This window comes from Acidipropionibacterium virtanenii, from assembly GCF_003325455.1.
In the GTDB taxonomy this organism is placed as follows: domain Bacteria; phylum Actinomycetota; class Actinomycetes; order Propionibacteriales; family Propionibacteriaceae; genus Acidipropionibacterium; species Acidipropionibacterium virtanenii.
In genome coordinates, this window is sequence record NZ_CP025198.1 from 586,071 (window position 1) to 603,291 (window position 17,221).

The following is a 17,221-nucleotide window of genomic DNA, read 5'->3' on the forward strand; positions in this document are numbered from 1 at the left end:
CTCAGGCCTCGTCCGCATCGGCGTCGATTCCGCCGAGAATGATCGGGTTCCCCGTCACTTCGAACACCTGACCTTCCCAACGGATCCCCGCCTTCGTCTCTGCCGCATCGATGGCCTCGGCGAGCAGAGGTCCGGTGACGTCGCGGGTCAGCGGGGCGATCTCACGCTGGGTTCCTCGACGGCCGTCAAGCGCAACGCGTGTCTCGCCTGCCTCACGGAGATCGCAGTTCGCACGCAGATTGAGTTCTTCGTCGCCCAGGGCGATGCCGTGGAGAGCCAGAGCCGCAAGCAGCGCGCGGCAGGCGACATTGGCTTCGTTGTCTGTGCCGAACCGGATCTGTCGCAGCGCGCTGAAGGTGAGGACGTGAGACCGGATGATGGAGCTGCACGAGACCAGACCGAGTGCGTCCAGGCTGGGGGGAATGGATCCAAGGCCGAGTACCGATGCCGACGTTTTCCCGGATTTGGCGGCCTTGGCCTTCTTCTTGATGCCTTCGACAGTGTTGGCGGACATCTCGGACTCCTGGGTCTTCAAGAGCGTCAACATGTCCTTCTCGGTCAGCTGGACGCTGGGAGCCAAGTCATCTTTCCGGGCTGCTCCGCGGGGAGAGGGCCTGCGCCCGTGCTCGCTCTGATCGGCGAGGACCCCAATGATCTCACCCACCGCGCAGGATCGGTATCTGGCCTGATGAGCCTTCCGGGTGGAATCCCACGAGCCGAGCACGAGACTGACAGGGCTGAGTTCGAGGAGCGCGGTCGCGTCGGCGGTTGTGGCATTTCGCGCAGCGACATATTCAGGGGCCTCGGTGACCGGTTTGCCGTCGTGGGAGCCGAAGCGGATGTGGCCGTCGGTGTAACGGTGGGGCAACTGGTAGTCGAACGATGTGAGCTCCATATGGCCCTCGTAGGTGACACGGATGCTCGGCATGCGAGTGAGCGCCGCGTCGCCCTCCTGAATGGCGAGAGCGATCGCGTCCTCGATGCGGTTGATCTGGCTGGCTTTCCCATCAATGACGACGGCGCTCTTCGCTTCACCGTCGATGTATCGAGTCTCGTAGGCATATGTGCCGTTGCTGCCGCGAACGTAGCGGGCCGGTGCGATGCCGGCGTGGGGGCCGGCGGCCGGGATGAGGTCGGTGATGGAGGAGAGGACGGTTGCGCCACCGGCGCGGCATGCCGACTCAACGTCGGTGTAGGTGAGGGTGTTCATTCTGGAACCTTTCTTCGTTGAAGGTGTTGCCGGCCGGGATGGCCTGCAAGTCTCAGTGTGGACGGGGGGTCCGACAGTTTTCTCTCTAAGAGACCAGATGGTCGTACGACGGATGCGAACTCATGGATGATGGGGATCGATGATCAGTCGTTACTGCCGTGTCGCGGTGCAGTGGCGTACGAACCGTTCGATGTGTCGTGCTTGATCATCGGCGCTTTGGGGTGTGCCGCCGATGCTCCTCTGATGCCGCGTGTGCTCTGGTCCGGGCCCTGGACAGTAGATGCGCACACCGTGTCCCTGTTCTCGGACCGTCCATCCGTGATCGACGGCGGCCAGTACCGCGTCAGCGACGGCTGGTTTGAGGCGTCGACGAATCTCGCGTCGATCGAGAACTCTCCCTGACCCCATGGTCACCCCTGAGCGCATGTACCGGTGCTGTTGAGAACGATGCTACGGGCTCCGGCGTCAAAGTGCAACTCAAACGGGAAAAACCCATGTACTCTGTTTGGACGCAAGGGCGGCCCGTGGCCGCGATCAGACTGAAGCGCAGCTGGAAACGGGAAAACCCCATGCCTCAACGAAGGGCCGCGCCACGGTCACGCTACCTCAACAAGCTTGGAGCGAGTAGGGGCCCGTGGCTCACATCTAGCGTCCGACAAGGCTTGATCTCATATCGGCGATCAATCTGTCCCCCTCCTCGGCATCATCCAGGGAGAGTGAGCAGCACTCGTCGTAGCCCGTCTTTCCGGTGCGTTGCAGCCATTTGTTGACGTCGCGCCAGACCCATATCGGTCCTGTGGTGGACCAGTCGAACTCGGTCGGAAATGCTGTGTCGCCCGTGACCTGCTTCGTCCATTTCGCGACCGCCGGCCTGGAGACTCCCGCCCGCGCAGCGATCTCAGAGGCGGAGACCAGGTCCAGGCGAAGGCGGCGCGGCTGGACGCCCAAGGTCTCAAGCATGATGTGAGCAGCGCGGATGGCACTCAAGGGGGCATCGGCGGTCTGGTCGACGTGGGCGAACTGGAGGCGCCCCATCTGAGACCAGTCGATGCCGTTCTCGGCCAGTCGGTCGATGGTGTCGTCGTCGATGGGGTTGATGACGAAGGTCAGCTCGTACGTGCTCATGAATTCCCCTGTCATTTGCCGAGGGCGAGTGGCATGCCTGAAGCACCAGTTAATCACAGTTAACCAGGAAGTTCAATGGTCACGCGTGTTGTCGTCGACGATCAGCCGACCCGAGTCATCAATGCAGGGAACCGGCCGTCCGGGTCCCCTCCTCGGGCGACATCCGCCCAATCAGGGCCAGGCCCCGCCGGTGGGTGACGCCGACAATTGGGCGCCGCTTGTCATACTGAGCCCATGCCAGAGACTCTCGGGACCGACGCCAGGTCGATCGTCGCTGCTGCGCTCGACAGGGCTCTCGACAAGCAGTGCCCGGTCGCGGCGTCCAATGTGGCACGCCTGCAGCGTCTCCATCCTGAGAAGACGTCCGGAGAGCTCATCGCCTATTTCGAGAACTGGTACCTGGGAACGGTCTCTGCCAGCGGCGTGGCACCGGAGGTGAAGACGCCCGGGCCGGACCGCCCGGTCCGCATCCCCTCAGAACTCGGGGACTTCCTGGCCTACCTGACCTCTTCCGTCCTGTTCATCCTGGAGGTCGCGGAGATCCAGGGCCTCGTCCCCGCCGATCACGAGCGTCGCAGGCTGCTCGTGCTGGCCGCGCTGCTGGGGGAGGCCGATGCGACGGCCCTCGAGCCGATCATCGGACCGGTGGGTCCTCTTTGGGGCGCCAGGATCGTCGACGAGATCCCGACGACGGCGGTGGACGCCGCCAACCAGGTGCTCCGGTCGCGGATCACCATGGCGTGGAGAGCCGGTGACGGCGCACCGGTGCCCGGCACGCACTCCCCGCTGATGGTGGAGGCCCGCGTCGCCGGGGACGGTGACGGCCTGACCGGATGGCGTGCGGTGACGTCGGTCCGAAGGATCCTCGGGCCCGACGGAGATTCTCGAGGCTGATTCCGACTCCGGACCAGATGAGGGCGGCCCGCCTGCCGGCGTCGAAGATCGACGGGTGACGCCGGGGCGTAGAATGTCACAACATATGTCACGTCTGAGCGTGGACGCGACCCCCCGCCAGAGAAGGTCTCATCAGCTCGTCCATGTCCTCATCGCCGTCTTCGCCTGCCTCCTCCGGGGCCACCTCGCCTGCCTGGCAGGCGGCCGTCCCCGCCATCACCTTCCTTCTCTTCGTCTCCCTGCTGCGCTCCCCGATCACCGCGATCCCGCCGCTGCTGGGCCGCATCGGCGCCGCTCTCGACATGAGCGCCGGCGAGATGGGCGCCCTCACCTCGATCCCGGTGTTCTGCTTCGGCATCCTCACCCCTCTCGCCTCGATGGTGCTGCGGCGTCTCGAGGTGAACGTCGCGGCCCTGTGGGCGCTCGGGCTCATCATGGCCGGCGCTCTCATCCGTTCCTCGGGTTCGGTGTGGGCCGCCTTCGGGGGCACGGCCGTCATCGCTTCCGGCATGACGATGGGCAACCTCATCGCCCCCATGGTGATCGCCCGCGACTTCCGCAGCCGCACGGCGCTGATGACCGCCTCCTATTCGGCGGCGATCAACGTCGCCGTCACCCTCTCGACGGCGTTGGCGGTGCCGTTGGCCCTGGTCATCGGATGGCAGGGGTCCTCGGCCGCCTGGGCCCTGGTGCCCGGCATCGTCGCCGCCGTCATCTGGTGGAGGGTCTTCCCGCCCCATGGGCGCGGCTCAGAGGCGGCCGTCATCGCCGAACGCGGCAAGGCCCGCAAAGCCACCTCGACCCCGGCACCACCATCTCCGACCGGGACGACCGGCCGACGGAAGCACGGCGTCCGGATGGCCTCCTGGCCGCTGGCCTGGATCATGGCCGCCGCCTTCGCCGGCCACAACTTCTCCTACTACTCGATCGTCGCCTGGCTGCCCACCGCCCTGCGCGACACCGCAGGAATGGGGGAGTCCGGTGCCGGCGTGGCCTCCAGCGTCTTCCAGGTGACGGCGATCATCGGGCCACTGCTCGTCCCCATCATGATGAACCGCCTGGGTTGGCCGATCCTGCGGATCATCGTCGTCGTCAGCTGCGCCTGGCTCGCCCTGCCCTTCGGGATGCTCCTGGCGCCGAGCGTCTGGTTCGCGTGGTGCATTCTCGGCGGTATGGCGCAGGGGGCCTTCTTCAGCGCCCTGTTCACCGTCGTCATCCAGCGCACTGAGACTCCGGACGAGAACCGTCAGCTCACCGCGCTCATCCAGACCACCGGTTACATCGTCGCCGCCGTCGGCCCGATCCTCATCGGGCACCTGCACTCCGTGGTCGGCGGATGGTCGCTGCCCTTCGGGGTCATCGGAACCGGCACCGTCGTCATGACGGTCTGCGCGATCATCGCGGTGCGCGACAGATCCACCCCGCCGGGACGCGCCGAGACCGCCACCCCCTGACGCTCAGCGACGGTGCCACTTCCCGTCGTCGCCCTTGGCGTACTCGTCCTTGACGGCGGACCAGGCCACCTTGTGCGCCACCTCCTCCTGACTCTCGTTGCCACGACGCGACTTCGGATCCTTGTACTGATCGAGGGCGTTGTTGTACGCCTCCTTGTAGATGTCCTGCGCATGCATGGGGAGCACCCGCTGCACAGAATCGGGCAGTTCATTGGTGTCTGAGTACGGCATCTCTGCTCCTTCTCGTTGAACGGGGCGGAACCCCCGATCGGACCGTACCGCGGTGAAAAGCATTCCACGGCGGCCCGTTCTCGTGGCGGCCGATCATTTTCGGAGGCTGGTCGAATTGCCGCCGCATGTGGCGAACGATACCGCGGGGCGTGGCCATATCAACGGGACGCGGAGCCTTGTCACGGGGCGCCTCGCCACGGGCCCGATGGGCGGACTGCGCGCGGCCGTCCTCTCGCCGACCGGGCAGCATAGCCGCCCGCAGGGCCGGTGTCCTCACCCCTGAGTAGGTGATGGCCCACCTGCGCGGAGGATCGCAAAGGGTCCCCGACGCCGGGGCCCGGACGCCTCGGAAAAAATCCATCACGCCTTGCGTCGAACGGAGACTGCGTCATTGTGGAAGCTGTCAGGAGAACTTCTGTTCCTGAAAGGAGTCGACAATGACTGACACTGAATTCGTGGAGACCGGCGCGATCACAGGCACCAAGGACAAGAACTACAACCTCACATGGTTCCTCCAGTCCTGCTTGGAGAACGCCCTTCGCCTGCAGACCTACATCGCCGACGCCGAGGCCTCCGGCGACACCCAGCTCGTCGAGCTGTTCACGAAGGCCCAGGCCAACTCGCAGAAGGGGGCCGAGCTGGCGAAGCCGCTGCTCGCCTCCCGTCTCGTCCGGGAGGAGTGAACCATGGCTGTCTGTCAGGTGTGCGGCAACGACTACGACAGGCCGTTGGCGGTGACCCAGGACAACCGGAGCGGGATCTACGACAGCTTCGAGTGCGCCATCCATGACATGGCTCCGCGATGCGCGCACTGCGGCTGCCAGATCCTCGGCCACGGTGTCCAGGTGGATTCGGAGATCTATTGCTGCGCGCACTGCGCCGCCGGTGCGACGGGGCAGACCTCCGTCACAGACCGGGCGTGAGCTCGGCGAATCTGTCGGCACCCGCGGATCGCCACCCGCGGGTGCCGACAGTTCAGCATCCCAACACGCCGATCGCGTCAGTGTGGTTGATGAGGACCTTCAGACGCTGATGAAAGGAGAAACCATGGAACTTGGAATCGCAGGAAGGACGGCACTGGTCACCGGGGCCGATTCGGGTATCGGCTGGCAGACCGCCAGGTCCCTGCTCGACGAGGGGGCCCGGGTCGTCCTCACCGATCTGCAGGAGGATCCGCTGCGCGACGCCGCCCAGCAGCTCGACGCGCCAATCGACCGCTGCCGTTGGCACCCGGCCGACATCACCGACGTCGAGTCCCTGAAGGGCCTCAGAGAGTTCGTGGAGAGTTCCTTCGGCGATATCGACATCCTGGTTCAGAGCGCCGGCGTCACCGGTGCGCAGGGCCAGTTCCACGAGATCTCCGATCAGGGCTGGGTCGACACCCTCACCACCGATCTGCTGGGGCCGGTGCGCGTCCTCCAGCAGTTCCTGCCGGCTCTGCGCCGCGGCGGATGGGGTCGCGTCGTCCTGCTGGCCTCCGAGGACGCCGTCCAGCCCTACGACGACGAGCTGCCCTACTGCGCGGCGAAGGCCGGCGTCCTGGCACTGGCCAAGGGGCTGTCGCGCAGCTACGCCCGCGAGGGCCTGCTGGTCAATACCGTCTCCCCGGCCTTCATCCACACCCCGATGACCGACGCCATGATGGAGCGCCGTGCCAGTGAGCTCGGGGTGACGCGCGATGAGGCCATCGAGTCCTTCCTCGACGAGGAGCGCCCCTACATGGAGCTCAAGCGGCGCGGGACGCCGGAGGAGGTCGCCGCCGTCATCACCTTCCTCTGCTCGGACCGCGCCTCCTTCGTCAACGGGTCGAACTACCGGGTCGACTCCGGATCGGTCGCCACCATCTGACGGGTGCTCCGCCCCGATCGCGCCGTCATCCCACTCGACGACGGCGCGGCCGGGGCGGGCAGGCGGCTCGCGGCAGACCGGCGCCCACATTTGTGTCACTAAAGAATGTGATACGTTCAAAACCATGACCACGACATCCCGTCCTGCCGGCGTCCCCGTCGACGCCCCGGACTGGTCCGAGGAGTTGCGGGAGTCCGGCCTGCGCATCACCTCCGGCCGCATCGCCGCCCTGGAGTACCTCAGCGAGCATCCCCACAGCACGGTCGCCGAGATTCTGCGCGCCCTGCGCAGACACCACCCCAGCCTGTCCACCCAGTCGGTCGGCAACATCGTGCGGGATCTCGCCCGCTACGGCATGATCCGCCGCATCGACCTGCCCGATTCGGGTGCCGCCCGCTACGAGACCCGGGTCGGCGACAACCACCACCACATCCAGTGCATCATCTGCGGGCGGATCAAGGACGTCGACTGCGTCGTCGGCCACGCCCCCTGCCTCACCCCGTCCAACACCCAGGGCATGCGCATCCTCGAGGCCGACGTCACCTTCCGCGGCGTCTGCGCCGAGTGCGAGCGCAAGAACCCCGACTTCCCGGCGCTGCGCACCCACGCCGCCAGGCGGGCGCCGATGAGGCGCAGACCGCCCCTGCGGGGCTGACCTCCAAGGGCCGACGACCCCCCAAGAACTCCCGGAGCCCCGATCAGGGCCCCGGGCCCGAACGAAGAAAGGAACTGCCTGTATGAGCGACCTGGAATCCGGCTGCCCTGTACCCCACTCCTCAGGAACTCACTCCTCAGGACCCCACATGTCAGGTCAGGGAGGCAACCCCGCCGACTCCTGCCAGCCGCGTCTGCCGCACCCGACCCAGGGACAGGCCAACCACGAGCACTGGCCGAACAAGCTCAACCTGAAGGTTCTCAGCGAGAACGCCGACGTCATCAACCCGCTGGACCCGGGCTTCGACTACAAGCACGAGTTCGAGAGCCTCGACTACGAGGCTCTCAAGGCCGACATCAAGGAGCTGCTCACCACCTCCCAGGACTGGTGGCCCGCCGATTTCGGCAACTACGGCCCGATGATCATCCGGGTGGCCTGGCACTCCGCCGGCACCTACCGCAAGTGGGACGGCCGCGGTGGCGCCGGCACAGGCCAGCAGCGCTTCGCCCCGCTGAACTCCTGGCCCGACAACGGCAACACCGACAAGGGACGCCGACTGCTGTGGCCCGTCAAGAAGAAGTACGGCAGGAAGATCTCCTGGGCCGATCTGATGATCCTGGCCGGTAACGTCGCCCTGGAGGAGATGGGCTTCAAGCCGCTGGGATTCGGCGGCGGACGCGTCGACGCCTGGGAGCCCGAGGACGTCTACTACGGCACCGAGCCCGAGTTCAAGCAGACGTCTGACCGGATGTCCGGCGAGGGCACCGAGCGCGAGCTCGAGAAGCCCTTGGCCGCCACTGTGCAAGGGCTCATCTACGTCGACCCCGAGGGCCCCGAGGGACAGCCAGACCCGGTCGTCTCGGCACGCGACATTCGCCTCACCTTCGGCGGGATGGGCATGGAGGACGACGAGATCGTCGCCCTGATCGCCGGCGGCCACACCTTCGGCAAGTCCCACGGCGCCGCCCCCGACGACAAGTACGTCGGCGCCGAGCCCGAGGCGGCCCCCATCGAGCAGCAGGGCCTGGGCTGGAAGAACTCCTACGGCACCGGCAAGGGCGACGACACCATCGTCTCCGGCCTGGAGGTGACCTGGACCTACCACCCCACCCGCTGGGACGACGAGTTCCTCCACATCCTGTTCGCCTACGAGTGGGAGCCCGTCAAGGGCGAGGGCGGCCACTGGCACTGGCGCCCCAAGGACGGCGCCGGCCAGGACATGGTGCCGATGGCCCACTCGGCCGCCAAGCGCGAGCCCCGGATGTTCACCTCCGACATCGCGCTGCGCGCCGACCCCGGCTTCGAGAGGATCGCCCGGGAGTTCCACCTCGATCAGGACAAGTTCGCCGACGCCTTCGCCCGCGCGTGGTTCAAGCTGACCCACCGCGACATGGGCCCCAAGTCGCGGTACCTGGGCCCCGAGGTGCCTGCCGAGGACTTCATCTGGCAGGATCCGCTGCCCGCCCGCGACCACGAGCTGATCGATGACGCCGATGTCGCGGCGCTGAAGAGGACCATCCTCGATTCCGGGCTGTCGGTGGCCGAGCTGGTCAAGACCGCCTGGGCGTCCGCGTCGACCTTCCGCAAGGGGGACAAGCGCGGCGGCGCCAACGGCGGGCGGATCCGCCTGGAGCCCCAGCGCGGATGGGAGGTCAACGAGCCTGCGGAACTCGCCCGGGTGCTCGACGTCTACGAGGGCGTCAAGCGCGACTTCGACGGCGCCAATGCTCCGAAGAAGGTCTCGATCGCCGACCTCGTCGTTCTCGGCGGGGCCGCCGCCGTGGAGAAGGCTGCCGCCGACGCCGGCACCCCGGTCGAGGTGCCCTTCGCGCCCGGCCGTGTCGACGCCACCCAGGAGCAGACCGACGTCGACGCCTTCAACCTGCTGGAGCCGACCGCGGACGGGTTCCGCAACTACTGGCGCCCCGGCCACCGGCTGCCCGCTGAGAACCTGCTGGTGGACCGCGCCGCCCAGCTCAGCCTCACCCCGCCCGAGATGACCGTCCTGGTCGGCGGACTGCGGGCCCTCGGCGCCACCTACAAGGGCTCGTCACTCGACGTGATGACCGACCTTCCCGGCGTGCTCAGCAACGATTTCTTCTCCAACCTGCTGGAGCTCGGCAACGAGTGGAAGCCCCTGGACAAGGGCGGGAACGCCTTCCAGGCATCCGACGAGGTGACCGGGGAGAAGAAGTGGACCGGCACCCGCAACGACCTGGTGTTCTCCTCGAACGCCGAGCTGCGGGCCATCGCCGAGTTCTACGGCGCCGACGACGCCCAGGAGAAGTTCGTCCGCGATTTCGTGGCGGCCTGGGTGAAGGTCTCGAACCTGGACCGCTTCGACCTGCGCTGAGCCCTGTCCGGGCCCGTCATACGTGACCGATCTCCCGACAGATCGAGGTTTTCAGCCCGAACGGGCTCACAACCCCGATCTGTCGGGAGATCGGTTTTCCGACCACGACCCCTGAAGCAGGGGTCTCACTCGTAGTCCGGAACCCTCGTCTCGGCGCTGATGAACCAGGCCTGCTGCTCCAGTGCCGCAATGTGGTCGTGGAGCAGGTCGGAGGTCGTCGGATCCTCGGCGTCGACGTCGTCGTGGACCGTGCGCATCGTCCGCACCGCTGACTCGATGGCGGCGACCACCAGGTTGATGGCGTCATGGGTGGTCATCTCACCCTGCGGGAGGTCCGGAAGGGTGGTGGTGCCGGCCACCACGCTCGGGCGACCGTCGGGGGTGGCGTGCAGGGCCCTCATCCGCTCCGCGATGATGTCGGCGGCGCCGCGAGCCGCGACGACCACCTCGTCGAGATTGAGATGAAGGTCCCGGAAGTTCGGCCCCACGATGTTCCAGTGGGCCTGCTTGCCCACCAGGTGCAGCGCGATGAGATCCACCAGCACCCGCTGCAGGTTCTCGGCCAGCCCCGGCGATGCGACGAAGCCGTGCTCCGCGTTCTCCCTGGCGGTCTCGGTGGCCCCGGTCGGCCGGGGGACGTTGATCTGAAGTCGGTCAGTCATCATGTTCTCCTTGTCCTGTTGCGTCGTCATGTCGGTATGTCGCTGTGTGCCGCGTCTGCGCCGGGTTTCCGGGTCACCTGATGCTCCGGGCGATCTCGTCGCGATCGGTCGGGCGGCGGGCCAGCAGCGTGCGCGCGGCGTCCAGCCGGCCCTCGGCCTGCCACAGCAGGACGCCGACCGGTGCGCCGGTGCTGTCGAGATAGACGGCGACCGGCTCTCCGTCGCCGGTCTCGGTCGCCAGCACCTCCAGACTCGGGTCCAGGGTGCCGACGGCCTGCCAGCCCACCCCGAAGACCACCGAGTAGAAGTACGGGGTGTAGGCGTAGGGCTCCGGGTCCCCCGCCATCGAGCGGCCCACCGCACGCCCCATCTTGCGGGCGCTGTCCACGTGCTCCACGCGGGTGCGTCCCAGGATGGCGTCCGGGTACGAGGCGACGTCCCCGGCGGCCCAGACGGCCTCGTCGGAGGTCTTGAGGTGGGCGTCGACCACGATCCCGTCGTCCACCTCCAGGCCGGCCGCCTCGGCGAGCTCGGTCGCCGGGACCGTCCCCAGTCCGGCGATCACCGCGTCGGCTCTCAGGGCGTTGCCGTCGTCGAGGGTCACGATCGTCGCCTGGCCGTCCCTGCCGATGACAGAGGCCTGCCTGCCCGGCAGCAACTGCACCCCGGCGTCGGTGAACAGGCGCTGGTAACCCGATGCGATCTCGGAGGGGAACATCGAGCCCCCGAGGGTCTCCTCGGGGAACACGAGGGTCACCTCGCAGCCCTGACCGATGAGTGCCGCGGCCAACTCGGAGCCGATGTAGCCGCCGCCCACGATGACGAATCGGCGGCCGGGGGTCGCGAGGCGACGCACCCGGTGGTAGTCGTCGGCGCTGCGGAAGTAGATGACGGCGTCATCCTGGGCGTCGTCGAGCTGACGGGGATGGACGCCGGTGGCCAGCAGCAGCCGCTCGTACCCGACATCCTCGCCCTCGGCCGTGCGCACCTGGTGCTTCTCGCGGTCGATGGAGGTCACCTCGGTCTCCAGATCCAGGTCCGCGCCGGTCTCCGGCTGAGTGCCCAGCGGCACCTGGCTCCATCCGAAGCTCGGATCGGTCCACAGCTTCTTGGTCAGCGCGGGCCGGGTGTACGGCGGATCGACGTCGGCGCTGAGAATTCCGATCGTGCCCTCGCCGTCCAGCTCGCGAATGCCTCGCGCCGCCCCGTCGGCGACCATGCCGCCGCCGATGATCAGATACTTGTAGGTTCTCATCTGCCCTCCTTGCATTCGTCGTTCCTGTGCTCATCGCCGGGAAGGATCGGCCCGGTCAAGGGGTGGGCCGCCCGCCATTGACGTTGAGCGTCTCGCCCAGCACGTAGCTGGATTCCGATGAGGTGAGGAAGACGTAGGCCGGCGCCAGTTCGGTGGGCTGCCCCGCACGACCCAGAGGCGTGTTCTTGCCGAAATCGGGCAGCGCCTCCTTCGGCTGGCCCTCCGAGACCTGAAGAGGCGTCCAGATGGGCCCGGGAGCCACCGCGTTGACCCGGATTCCGCGCGGCGCCAGCTGCTGGGCGAGACCCTTGGTGAAGTTGTTGATCGCGGCCTTCGTGGAGGCGTAGTCGAGCAGGATGGGCGCCGGCTGGTAGGCCTCGATCGACGTCGTGTTGACGATCGTCGATCCGGGCGCCAGGCAGGGCACGGCGGCCCGCACGATGCGGAACTGGGCCAGGATGTTCACCTGATAGGTGCTGAGCAGCTGCTCGTCGGAGATGTCCTCGATCGACTCTGTGAAGATCTGTCGCCCGGCGTTGTTCACCAGCGCGTCCAGGCCGTTGAGCCCGGCCACCGCGTCGGCGACCACGCTGCGGCAGAAGTCCGGATCGGCGACGTCCCCGGGCAGCGTGATGACGCGCCGGCCGGCGCGTTCGATGAGTTCGGCGACATCCTGGGCGTCCTCCTCCTCGTCGGGCAGGTAGGACATGGCCACATCGGCGCCCTCACGTGCGAAGGCGATCGCGGTGGCCGCCCCGATGCCTGAGTCCGAGCCGGTGATGAGGGCCTTGCGCCCCGCCAGGCGACCGGTGCCGACGTAGCTGTCCTCACCGCGATCGGTCTGCGGCTTCAGCGCCGCGTCGAGCCCGGGCTCGGGCTGGTCCTGCTCCGGCGGGGAGATGGAGGGGTATCGGGTGACTGGATTCTGGAAGGTGAGCTGTGAGACGTCTGCCATGATGGTCCTCCCATCGGGTCGGTGTCGAAGGTTCTGAACGGGTCCCGGCGTACCACCAGGGCGGTGGGCCGCGCCGCGGTCGTCGAGCGGGGGAGCGTGCCCGGGGATCGGCGAACTGTCGTCCGCATCCCCGAGCACGCTCCGGTACTGCAGTCGCGACGGCCCTCACTGACCGCCGTGGCTGTGCTCGCCGCCCTCGACCTTGGCCTCCCGGGGCTGTGCCTGAGCCCCCTCGCGACCGGCCTCGTGCGGATCGGCGGCGTTCTTCTCGCCGAACTTCCCGCTGCTCTGCTGACCGGCCTCGTGGGGATCGGCAGCGTTCTTCTCGCCGAACTTCCCAGTGCTCTGCTGGCCGCCCTTCTGAGCCTGCTCCTCGGTGTCGGAGCGATTTCCGAACTGTCCCGGATTGTTCTTGTCAGCCATTGTTCAGGCTCCTCTCTTTGCATTCCGCTTCACTGGATCTCCGATGTCCAGCTGCCAGTGACGCTACTGCGGGGGACCGACGAGTCAACCGGCTTCTCCAACTTTTTTCCAGATCGGCGTCACACTCCCGTCCGCACTGTAAAAACCCTGGTCAGAACGCAGTGATGTGGTTGTGTCAGGTGTGCTTACCCGGGATGCGATGAAGGTTCCGGCCGTTTCACCCTTTGGGGTGTGTCGCCCGGAGATGACGGCCGTTACCGTTGCGAACGGTGGCTGCGGCGGAAATCAGCCGGGGGCATCCTCTCCGCAGCCGCCGCCAAATATGTACGACGTACCTGTCGGTGGACCAGTCATTTCATGAAGGGCTCGTTCTCGTGGCGGCTCTTGGTGTGGAAAAGCGCACGGGAAGGAGGTCGGTATGAGGCCAGCATCCATGCGGATCCGGCGCCCCACGGGGCTCCTCATGGCGCTGCTGCTCTGCCTGGTGGCCGGATGCTCGGCAAGCTGGCCGCGCGATACCAGTGGCTCTCTGGATGCGGCCACCGGTGGGACACTGCGCGTCGGGGTCTCGGTGAATCCTCCCTGGGTCACCCGCGCGCCGAACGGCGGCGTCAGTGGCAGTGAGGCACGACTGGTCCGAGGGTATGCGCGCACGATCGATGCCGATATCCGCTGGCGGGTCGGCTCCGAGAGCGTGCTGGCCGAGGAGATCCGCGACGGCGAGCTGGACGTCGTCATCGGAGGACTGACGTCGAAATCCCCGTGGACCGACAAGATGGCGCTCACCCGTCCCTATCGGACGGTCACGGCGCCCGATGGCAGTTCGGTGAAGATGGTCATGGGGGCACCGCTGGGGGAGAATGCCCTGCTGGTCTCTCTGGAGAAGTATCTGGCCGAGCACGGAGCCCGGTGATGAGTGGCGCCTCGGTGGACGTGCAGTCGGGAGCCGGTGAGCGCAGCCTGCCCGAGGAGCCCAGCCGGGCCCTGCGATCGGCTATCAGGCTCGAATGGGTGACGATCGCCTCCCAGATCGTCATCACCGTGCTGGTGGCCGTGGTCTCCGGGCAGTCCCAGGCGATGAAGGTCGCCTGGATCGACGATCTGCTCTCGGTTCTGCCGCCGGCCGCATTCCTCATCGCCACTCGCAGGATCCGGCGCCCACCCGACATCGACCACCCTTACGGCTACCACCGCTCGATCGGCGTCGCGCATCTGGTCGCAGGCTCGGCGCTCTTCGCGATGGGCGCCTATCTGGCCCTCGATTCGGCGATGACGCTGATCACGGTCGAGCGCCCGCCGATCGGGATCACGGTGCTCGTAGGCTGGCAGGTATGGGCCGGCTGGCTGATGATCGTCGTGATGGGCGTCACCAATGTGGCTCCGGTGATCCTGGGGCACTACAAGATGAAGCTTGCCGAGCCGCTCCACGACAAGGTGCTCTACGCCGACGCGAAGATGAGTCGGGCGAACTGGACGTCTGCACTGGCGACGATCGTGGGCGTCCTCGGTGTGGGTCTGGGCTGGTGGTGGGCGGACGCGGCGGCGGCCATCGCGGTGTCCATATCGATCCTCAGGGACGGCGTCAGCAATATCCGAAGCGCCGTCGGCGGGCTCACCGACCGCCGGGCCCGCAGCTATGACGACCGGCAGCCCCACCCGCTCGTCGGACGCATCGACGTCGAGCTCGCCTCGACCGGTTGGATCGACCACGCGGTCAGCCGGGTCCGCGACGAGGGGCACCTGTTCCACGTCGAGGCCTTCGTCGTCCCCGCGGACGGACGGCCGCTGACGGCCGATCGGTGCGCCGAACTCGTGGACCGTCTGCGCTGCCTCGACTGGAAGGTCCACGACGTCGTCATCGCCCCGCTGCCCGAACTGCCCGCAGGACAGGCCTTCCCTCCCGAGCAGCCGAGCGCCGAGCAGGGCGGCCCGTGAGCCCCGGACCTCGTCACCGGACAGACGACCGTAGACGGCCACACCCAAGAGCACACCCGATGGACGCACACCCGATGGAGGAGTCATGACGGATCAGCAACACCAGGGCCGATCGACCGACGGACTCGAGCCGCGCACCCCGACCGGTGCCGCACCGAGCGACGAACCGGAGTCGGCGGCCCAGCAGGGGCAATTCCTCACCACCTCGCAGGGGGCCCGGCTGCGCGACACCGACCACTCCCTGAAGGCCGGGCGGCGCGGGCCGGTCCTGTTGCAGGATCACCACCTGCGCGAGAAGATCACCCATTTCGATCACGAGCGGATTCCTGAACGCGCGGTGCATGCCCGTGGGGCCGCCGCCCACGGCGTCTTCGAGAGCTACGGGACGGCATCGTCGGTGACACGCGCCGCCTTCCTCCAGCACGGCGCAGTGACGCCGACCTTCACCCGCTTCTCCACGGTGCTGGGTTCGCGCGGCTCGGCCGACACCGTGCGCGACACCCGCGGATTCGCCACCAAGTTCTACACCGGGGAGGGCACCTTCGACCTGGTGGGCAACAACATCCCGGTGTTCTTCATCCAGGACGGCATCAAGTTCCCCGACGTCATCCACGCCGCCAAACCGCATCCCGACCGGGAGATCCCGCAGGCCCAGTCGGCCCACGACACCTTCTGGGACTTCGTCTCCCTGCACACCGAGGCCCAGCATCACACCCTGTGGAACATGTCCGACCGCGGCATCCCGCGCTCCTTCCGGATGATGGAGGGTTTCGGCATCCACACTTTCCGGATGGAGAACGCCCAGGGGGAGCACACCCTGGTGAAGTTCCACTGGAAGCCGGCGCTGGGCGTCCACTCCCTGACCTGGGAGGAGGCCCAGATGGTCTCCGGGATGGACCCCGACTTCCACCGCCGCGATCTGGCCGACGCCATCGAGTCCGGCGCCTTCCCGCAGTGGGAACTCGGCATCCAGGTCCTCGGCGACAACGAGAACCAGACCTTCGAGGGGATCGATCTGCTCGATCCCACCAAGATCGTGCCCGAGGAACTGGCGGCGGTTCAGGCCGTCGGCAGGCTGACGCTGACCAGGAACCCGGAGAACTATTTCGCCGAGACCGAGCAGGTGGCCTTCCACCCGGGCAACCTGCCTCCGGGCATCGACGTCACCGACGATCCTCTGCTGCAGGTGCGGCTGTTCTCCTACCAGGACACCCAGCTCACCCGGCTGGGCGGGCCGAACTGGAATCAGCTGCCCATCAACCGTCCCCATGCCCCGGTCAACGACATGCTGCGCGACGGCTACGGCGAGCAGGCCGACCACTCGGGGACGGCCCCCTACCGGCCCAACAGCCTCGACGGCGGCTGCCCCTTCACCGCCGGTGACGCCGAGCACGCGTTCACCGATCTTCCGGTGAGAGTGCCCGAATCGGTGAAGAACCGCGAGCTCGCCTCGAGTTTCGAGGACCACTACAGCCAGCCCAGGATGTTCTGGAGGAGCCTGACGCCGGTCGAGCAGCGTCACACCATCGCCGCCTACTCCTTCGAACTCGGCAAGTGCCGCGAATCGGCCGTCAGGCGACGCCAGCTCACCTGCCTGGCCCGGATCGACCCGACGCTGTGCCAGAGGGTGGCCGACGCCCTGGGAATGGAGGCGCCCGAACCCGCCGAGCCCCTCGACGACCGCCTCGATCCGAGCCCGGCGCTGTCCCAGCTGGGCCGCTCCTGGCCGGTGGACGGACGGAGAATCGGCGTCATCGTCGATCCCGACGATGCCGATGACGGCCTCGCCGATCTGCTGGAGGCGGTCGCGGACGCGTCGATGACGCCGGTGCTCGTCGCTCCCCGCGGCGGAACGGCGGCAGGACTCCCGGTCGACGAGACCTTCGCCACGGCGCGATCGGTGGAGTTCGACGCCATCATGGTGGGCGGCAATCCGGTGCCGACCGAGGACGCGACGCCGAGCCTGGATCAGAAGGCCGGCGCTCCGGCCGCGGCGGGCATAGACCCGCGCCTGGCCCTGATGATCCAGGAGTGCTGGCGTCATGCCAAGGCGATCGGAGCCTGGGGACGCGGGCGCCAGGTGATCGCCGAGGCGGGCGTGCAGGCCAGCCCCGGGGTCGTCGAGGACGATCGTCCGGGCCCGGTGCTCGACGAACTCACCGAACTGCTCGGCGCCCACCGGGTCTGGCAGCGCTTCACTCCCGAGCGGGCATGACCGATG

Annotated in this window: 18 protein-coding genes; 11 read left to right on the top strand and 7 right to left on the bottom strand. The window is 67.5% G+C overall.

What is annotated here, in order from left to right; translation table 11 throughout:
• Position 1 precedes the first annotated feature (1 nt).
• On the bottom strand, positions 2-1,210 hold the full coding sequence (cas7g, locus tag JS278_RS02540) for a type I-G CRISPR-associated RAMP protein Csb1/Cas7g (protein ID WP_114043825.1): 1,209 nt from the start codon (positions 1,208-1,210) through the stop codon (positions 2-4).
• A gap of 201 nt (positions 1,211-1,411) precedes the next feature.
• Here cas7g and JS278_RS02545 point away from each other — a divergent pair, with 201 nt between their 5' ends.
• On the top strand, positions 1,412-1,612 hold the full coding sequence (locus JS278_RS02545; RefSeq protein ID WP_220150023.1) for a hypothetical protein: 201 nt from the start codon (positions 1,412-1,414) through the stop codon (positions 1,610-1,612).
• A 243-nt stretch (positions 1,613-1,855) separates the two neighbouring features.
• Here the strand turns inward: JS278_RS02545 and JS278_RS02550 are convergent, their stop codons facing one another.
• Entirely contained in the window at positions 1,856-2,335 is a 480-nt protein-coding gene (locus JS278_RS02550; protein ID WP_114043827.1) for a hypothetical protein, read from the bottom strand.
• 234 nt (positions 2,336-2,569) lie between these two features.
• Between JS278_RS02550 and JS278_RS02555 the strand changes: the two genes are divergently transcribed.
• Together JS278_RS02555 and JS278_RS02560 are read left to right on the top strand one after the other, a co-directional pair.
• A complete protein-coding gene (locus tag JS278_RS02555) occupies positions 2,570-3,229 on the top strand; it encodes a hypothetical protein (protein WP_114043828.1) in 660 nt (219 codons plus the stop codon).
• 143 nt (positions 3,230-3,372) lie between these two features.
• Positions 3,373-4,683 carry an MFS transporter gene (locus JS278_RS02560; RefSeq protein ID WP_114043829.1) on the top strand — a complete coding sequence of 437 codons (1,311 nt, stop codon included), beginning with the start codon at positions 3,373-3,375 and terminating at the stop codon, positions 4,681-4,683.
• A 3-nt stretch (positions 4,684-4,686) separates the two neighbouring features.
• On the opposite strand, the gene chaB is transcribed toward JS278_RS02560, so the two are convergent.
• Positions 4,687-4,914: a putative cation transport regulator ChaB gene (gene chaB / locus JS278_RS02565; protein WP_114043830.1), complete on the bottom strand. Its 228-nt coding sequence runs from the start codon at positions 4,912-4,914 to the stop codon at positions 4,687-4,689.
• A 437-nt stretch (positions 4,915-5,351) separates the two neighbouring features.
• Here chaB and JS278_RS02570 point away from each other — a divergent pair, with 437 nt between their 5' ends.
• The 5 genes from JS278_RS02570 to katG all read left to right on the top strand — a co-directional run bounded on the left by JS278_RS02570 (position 5,352) and on the right by katG (position 9,770).
• Positions 5,352-5,597: a hypothetical protein gene (locus JS278_RS02570; RefSeq protein ID WP_114043831.1), complete on the top strand. Its 246-nt coding sequence runs from the start codon at positions 5,352-5,354 to the stop codon at positions 5,595-5,597.
• 3 nt (positions 5,598-5,600) lie between these two features.
• A complete protein-coding gene (locus tag JS278_RS02575; RefSeq protein WP_114043832.1) occupies positions 5,601-5,837 on the top strand; it encodes a hypothetical protein in 237 nt (78 codons plus the stop codon).
• Positions 5,838-5,961: 124 nt separating this feature from the next.
• Positions 5,962-6,762: an SDR family NAD(P)-dependent oxidoreductase gene (locus JS278_RS02580; protein WP_114043833.1), complete on the top strand. Its 801-nt coding sequence runs from the start codon at positions 5,962-5,964 to the stop codon at positions 6,760-6,762.
• Between the two features lie 124 nt (positions 6,763-6,886).
• Positions 6,887-7,417, top strand: coding sequence for a Fur family transcriptional regulator (locus JS278_RS02585; RefSeq protein WP_114043834.1), 531 nt, complete (start codon positions 6,887-6,889; stop codon positions 7,415-7,417).
• 148 nt (positions 7,418-7,565) lie between these two features.
• On the top strand, positions 7,566-9,770 hold the full coding sequence (gene katG / locus JS278_RS02590; RefSeq protein ID WP_114043835.1) for a catalase/peroxidase HPI: 2,205 nt from the start codon (positions 7,566-7,568) through the stop codon (positions 9,768-9,770).
• A 125-nt stretch (positions 9,771-9,895) separates the two neighbouring features.
• On the opposite strand, the gene JS278_RS02595 is transcribed toward katG, so the two are convergent.
• From JS278_RS02595 to JS278_RS02610, 4 genes are all read right to left on the bottom strand, one after another.
• Positions 9,896-10,432, bottom strand: a complete 537-nt coding sequence (locus tag JS278_RS02595; protein ID WP_114043836.1) for a Dps family protein — start codon at positions 10,430-10,432, stop codon at positions 9,896-9,898.
• Between the two features lie 73 nt (positions 10,433-10,505).
• Complete coding sequence (locus JS278_RS02600) at positions 10,506-11,702, bottom strand: NAD(P)/FAD-dependent oxidoreductase (protein ID WP_425451459.1); 1,197 nt, start codon at positions 11,700-11,702, stop codon at positions 10,506-10,508.
• Positions 11,703-11,742: 40 nt separating this feature from the next.
• Positions 11,743-12,642 carry an SDR family oxidoreductase gene (locus JS278_RS02605; RefSeq protein ID WP_114043838.1) on the bottom strand — a complete coding sequence of 300 codons (900 nt, stop codon included), beginning with the start codon at positions 12,640-12,642 and terminating at the stop codon, positions 11,743-11,745.
• Between the two features lie 165 nt (positions 12,643-12,807).
• Positions 12,808-13,065, bottom strand: coding sequence for a stress protein (locus JS278_RS02610; protein WP_114043839.1), 258 nt, complete (start codon positions 13,063-13,065; stop codon positions 12,808-12,810).
• Between the two features lie 418 nt (positions 13,066-13,483).
• Between JS278_RS02610 and JS278_RS02615 the strand changes: the two genes are divergently transcribed.
• From JS278_RS02615 to JS278_RS02625, 3 genes are all read left to right on the top strand, one after another.
• Positions 13,484-13,978, top strand: coding sequence for a transporter substrate-binding domain-containing protein (locus tag JS278_RS02615; RefSeq protein WP_220150024.1), 495 nt, complete (start codon positions 13,484-13,486; stop codon positions 13,976-13,978).
• Complete coding sequence (locus JS278_RS02620; protein WP_114043841.1) at positions 13,978-15,000, top strand: cation efflux transmembrane domain-containing protein; 1,023 nt, start codon at positions 13,978-13,980, stop codon at positions 14,998-15,000. The genes JS278_RS02615 and JS278_RS02620 overlap by 1 nt, the downstream gene beginning before the upstream one ends.
• An 85-nt stretch (positions 15,001-15,085) precedes the next feature.
• Entirely contained in the window at positions 15,086-17,215 is a 2,130-nt protein-coding gene (locus tag JS278_RS02625; protein WP_114043842.1) for a catalase, read from the top strand.
• Positions 17,216-17,221: the final 6 nt, after the last annotated feature.

Coding starts and splice junctions, on each gene's coding strand:
- JS278_RS02570 (WP_114043831.1), top strand. CDS start 5,352: ATGACTGACACTGAATTCGTGGAGACCGGCGCGATCACAGGCACCAAG.
- JS278_RS02605 (WP_114043838.1), bottom strand. CDS start 12,642: ATGGCAGACGTCTCACAGCTCACCTTCCAGAATCCAGTCACCCGATAC.
- JS278_RS02585 (WP_114043834.1), top strand. CDS start 6,887: ATGACCACGACATCCCGTCCTGCCGGCGTCCCCGTCGACGCCCCGGAC.
- JS278_RS02595 (WP_114043836.1), bottom strand. CDS start 10,432: ATGACTGACCGACTTCAGATCAACGTCCCCCGGCCGACCGGGGCCACC.
- JS278_RS02620 (WP_114043841.1), top strand. CDS start 13,978: ATGAGTGGCGCCTCGGTGGACGTGCAGTCGGGAGCCGGTGAGCGCAGC.
- JS278_RS02580 (WP_114043833.1), top strand. CDS start 5,962: ATGGAACTTGGAATCGCAGGAAGGACGGCACTGGTCACCGGGGCCGAT.
- JS278_RS02615 (WP_220150024.1), top strand. CDS start 13,484: ATGAGGCCAGCATCCATGCGGATCCGGCGCCCCACGGGGCTCCTCATG.
- JS278_RS02625 (WP_114043842.1), top strand. CDS start 15,086: ATGACGGATCAGCAACACCAGGGCCGATCGACCGACGGACTCGAGCCG.
- JS278_RS02600 (WP_425451459.1), bottom strand. CDS start 11,702: ATGCAAGGAGGGCAGATGAGAACCTACAAGTATCTGATCATCGGCGGC.
- JS278_RS02550 (WP_114043827.1), bottom strand. CDS start 2,335: ATGAGCACGTACGAGCTGACCTTCGTCATCAACCCCATCGACGACGAC.
- katG (WP_114043835.1), top strand. CDS start 7,566: ATGTCAGGTCAGGGAGGCAACCCCGCCGACTCCTGCCAGCCGCGTCTG.
- JS278_RS02560 (WP_114043829.1), top strand. CDS start 3,373: ATGTCCTCATCGCCGTCTTCGCCTGCCTCCTCCGGGGCCACCTCGCCT.
- cas7g (WP_114043825.1), bottom strand. CDS start 1,210: ATGAACACCCTCACCTACACCGACGTTGAGTCGGCATGCCGCGCCGGT.
- JS278_RS02610 (WP_114043839.1), bottom strand. CDS start 13,065: ATGGCTGACAAGAACAATCCGGGACAGTTCGGAAATCGCTCCGACACC.
- JS278_RS02555 (WP_114043828.1), top strand. CDS start 2,570: ATGCCAGAGACTCTCGGGACCGACGCCAGGTCGATCGTCGCTGCTGCG.
- chaB (WP_114043830.1), bottom strand. CDS start 4,914: ATGCCGTACTCAGACACCAATGAACTGCCCGATTCTGTGCAGCGGGTG.
- JS278_RS02575 (WP_114043832.1), top strand. CDS start 5,601: ATGGCTGTCTGTCAGGTGTGCGGCAACGACTACGACAGGCCGTTGGCG.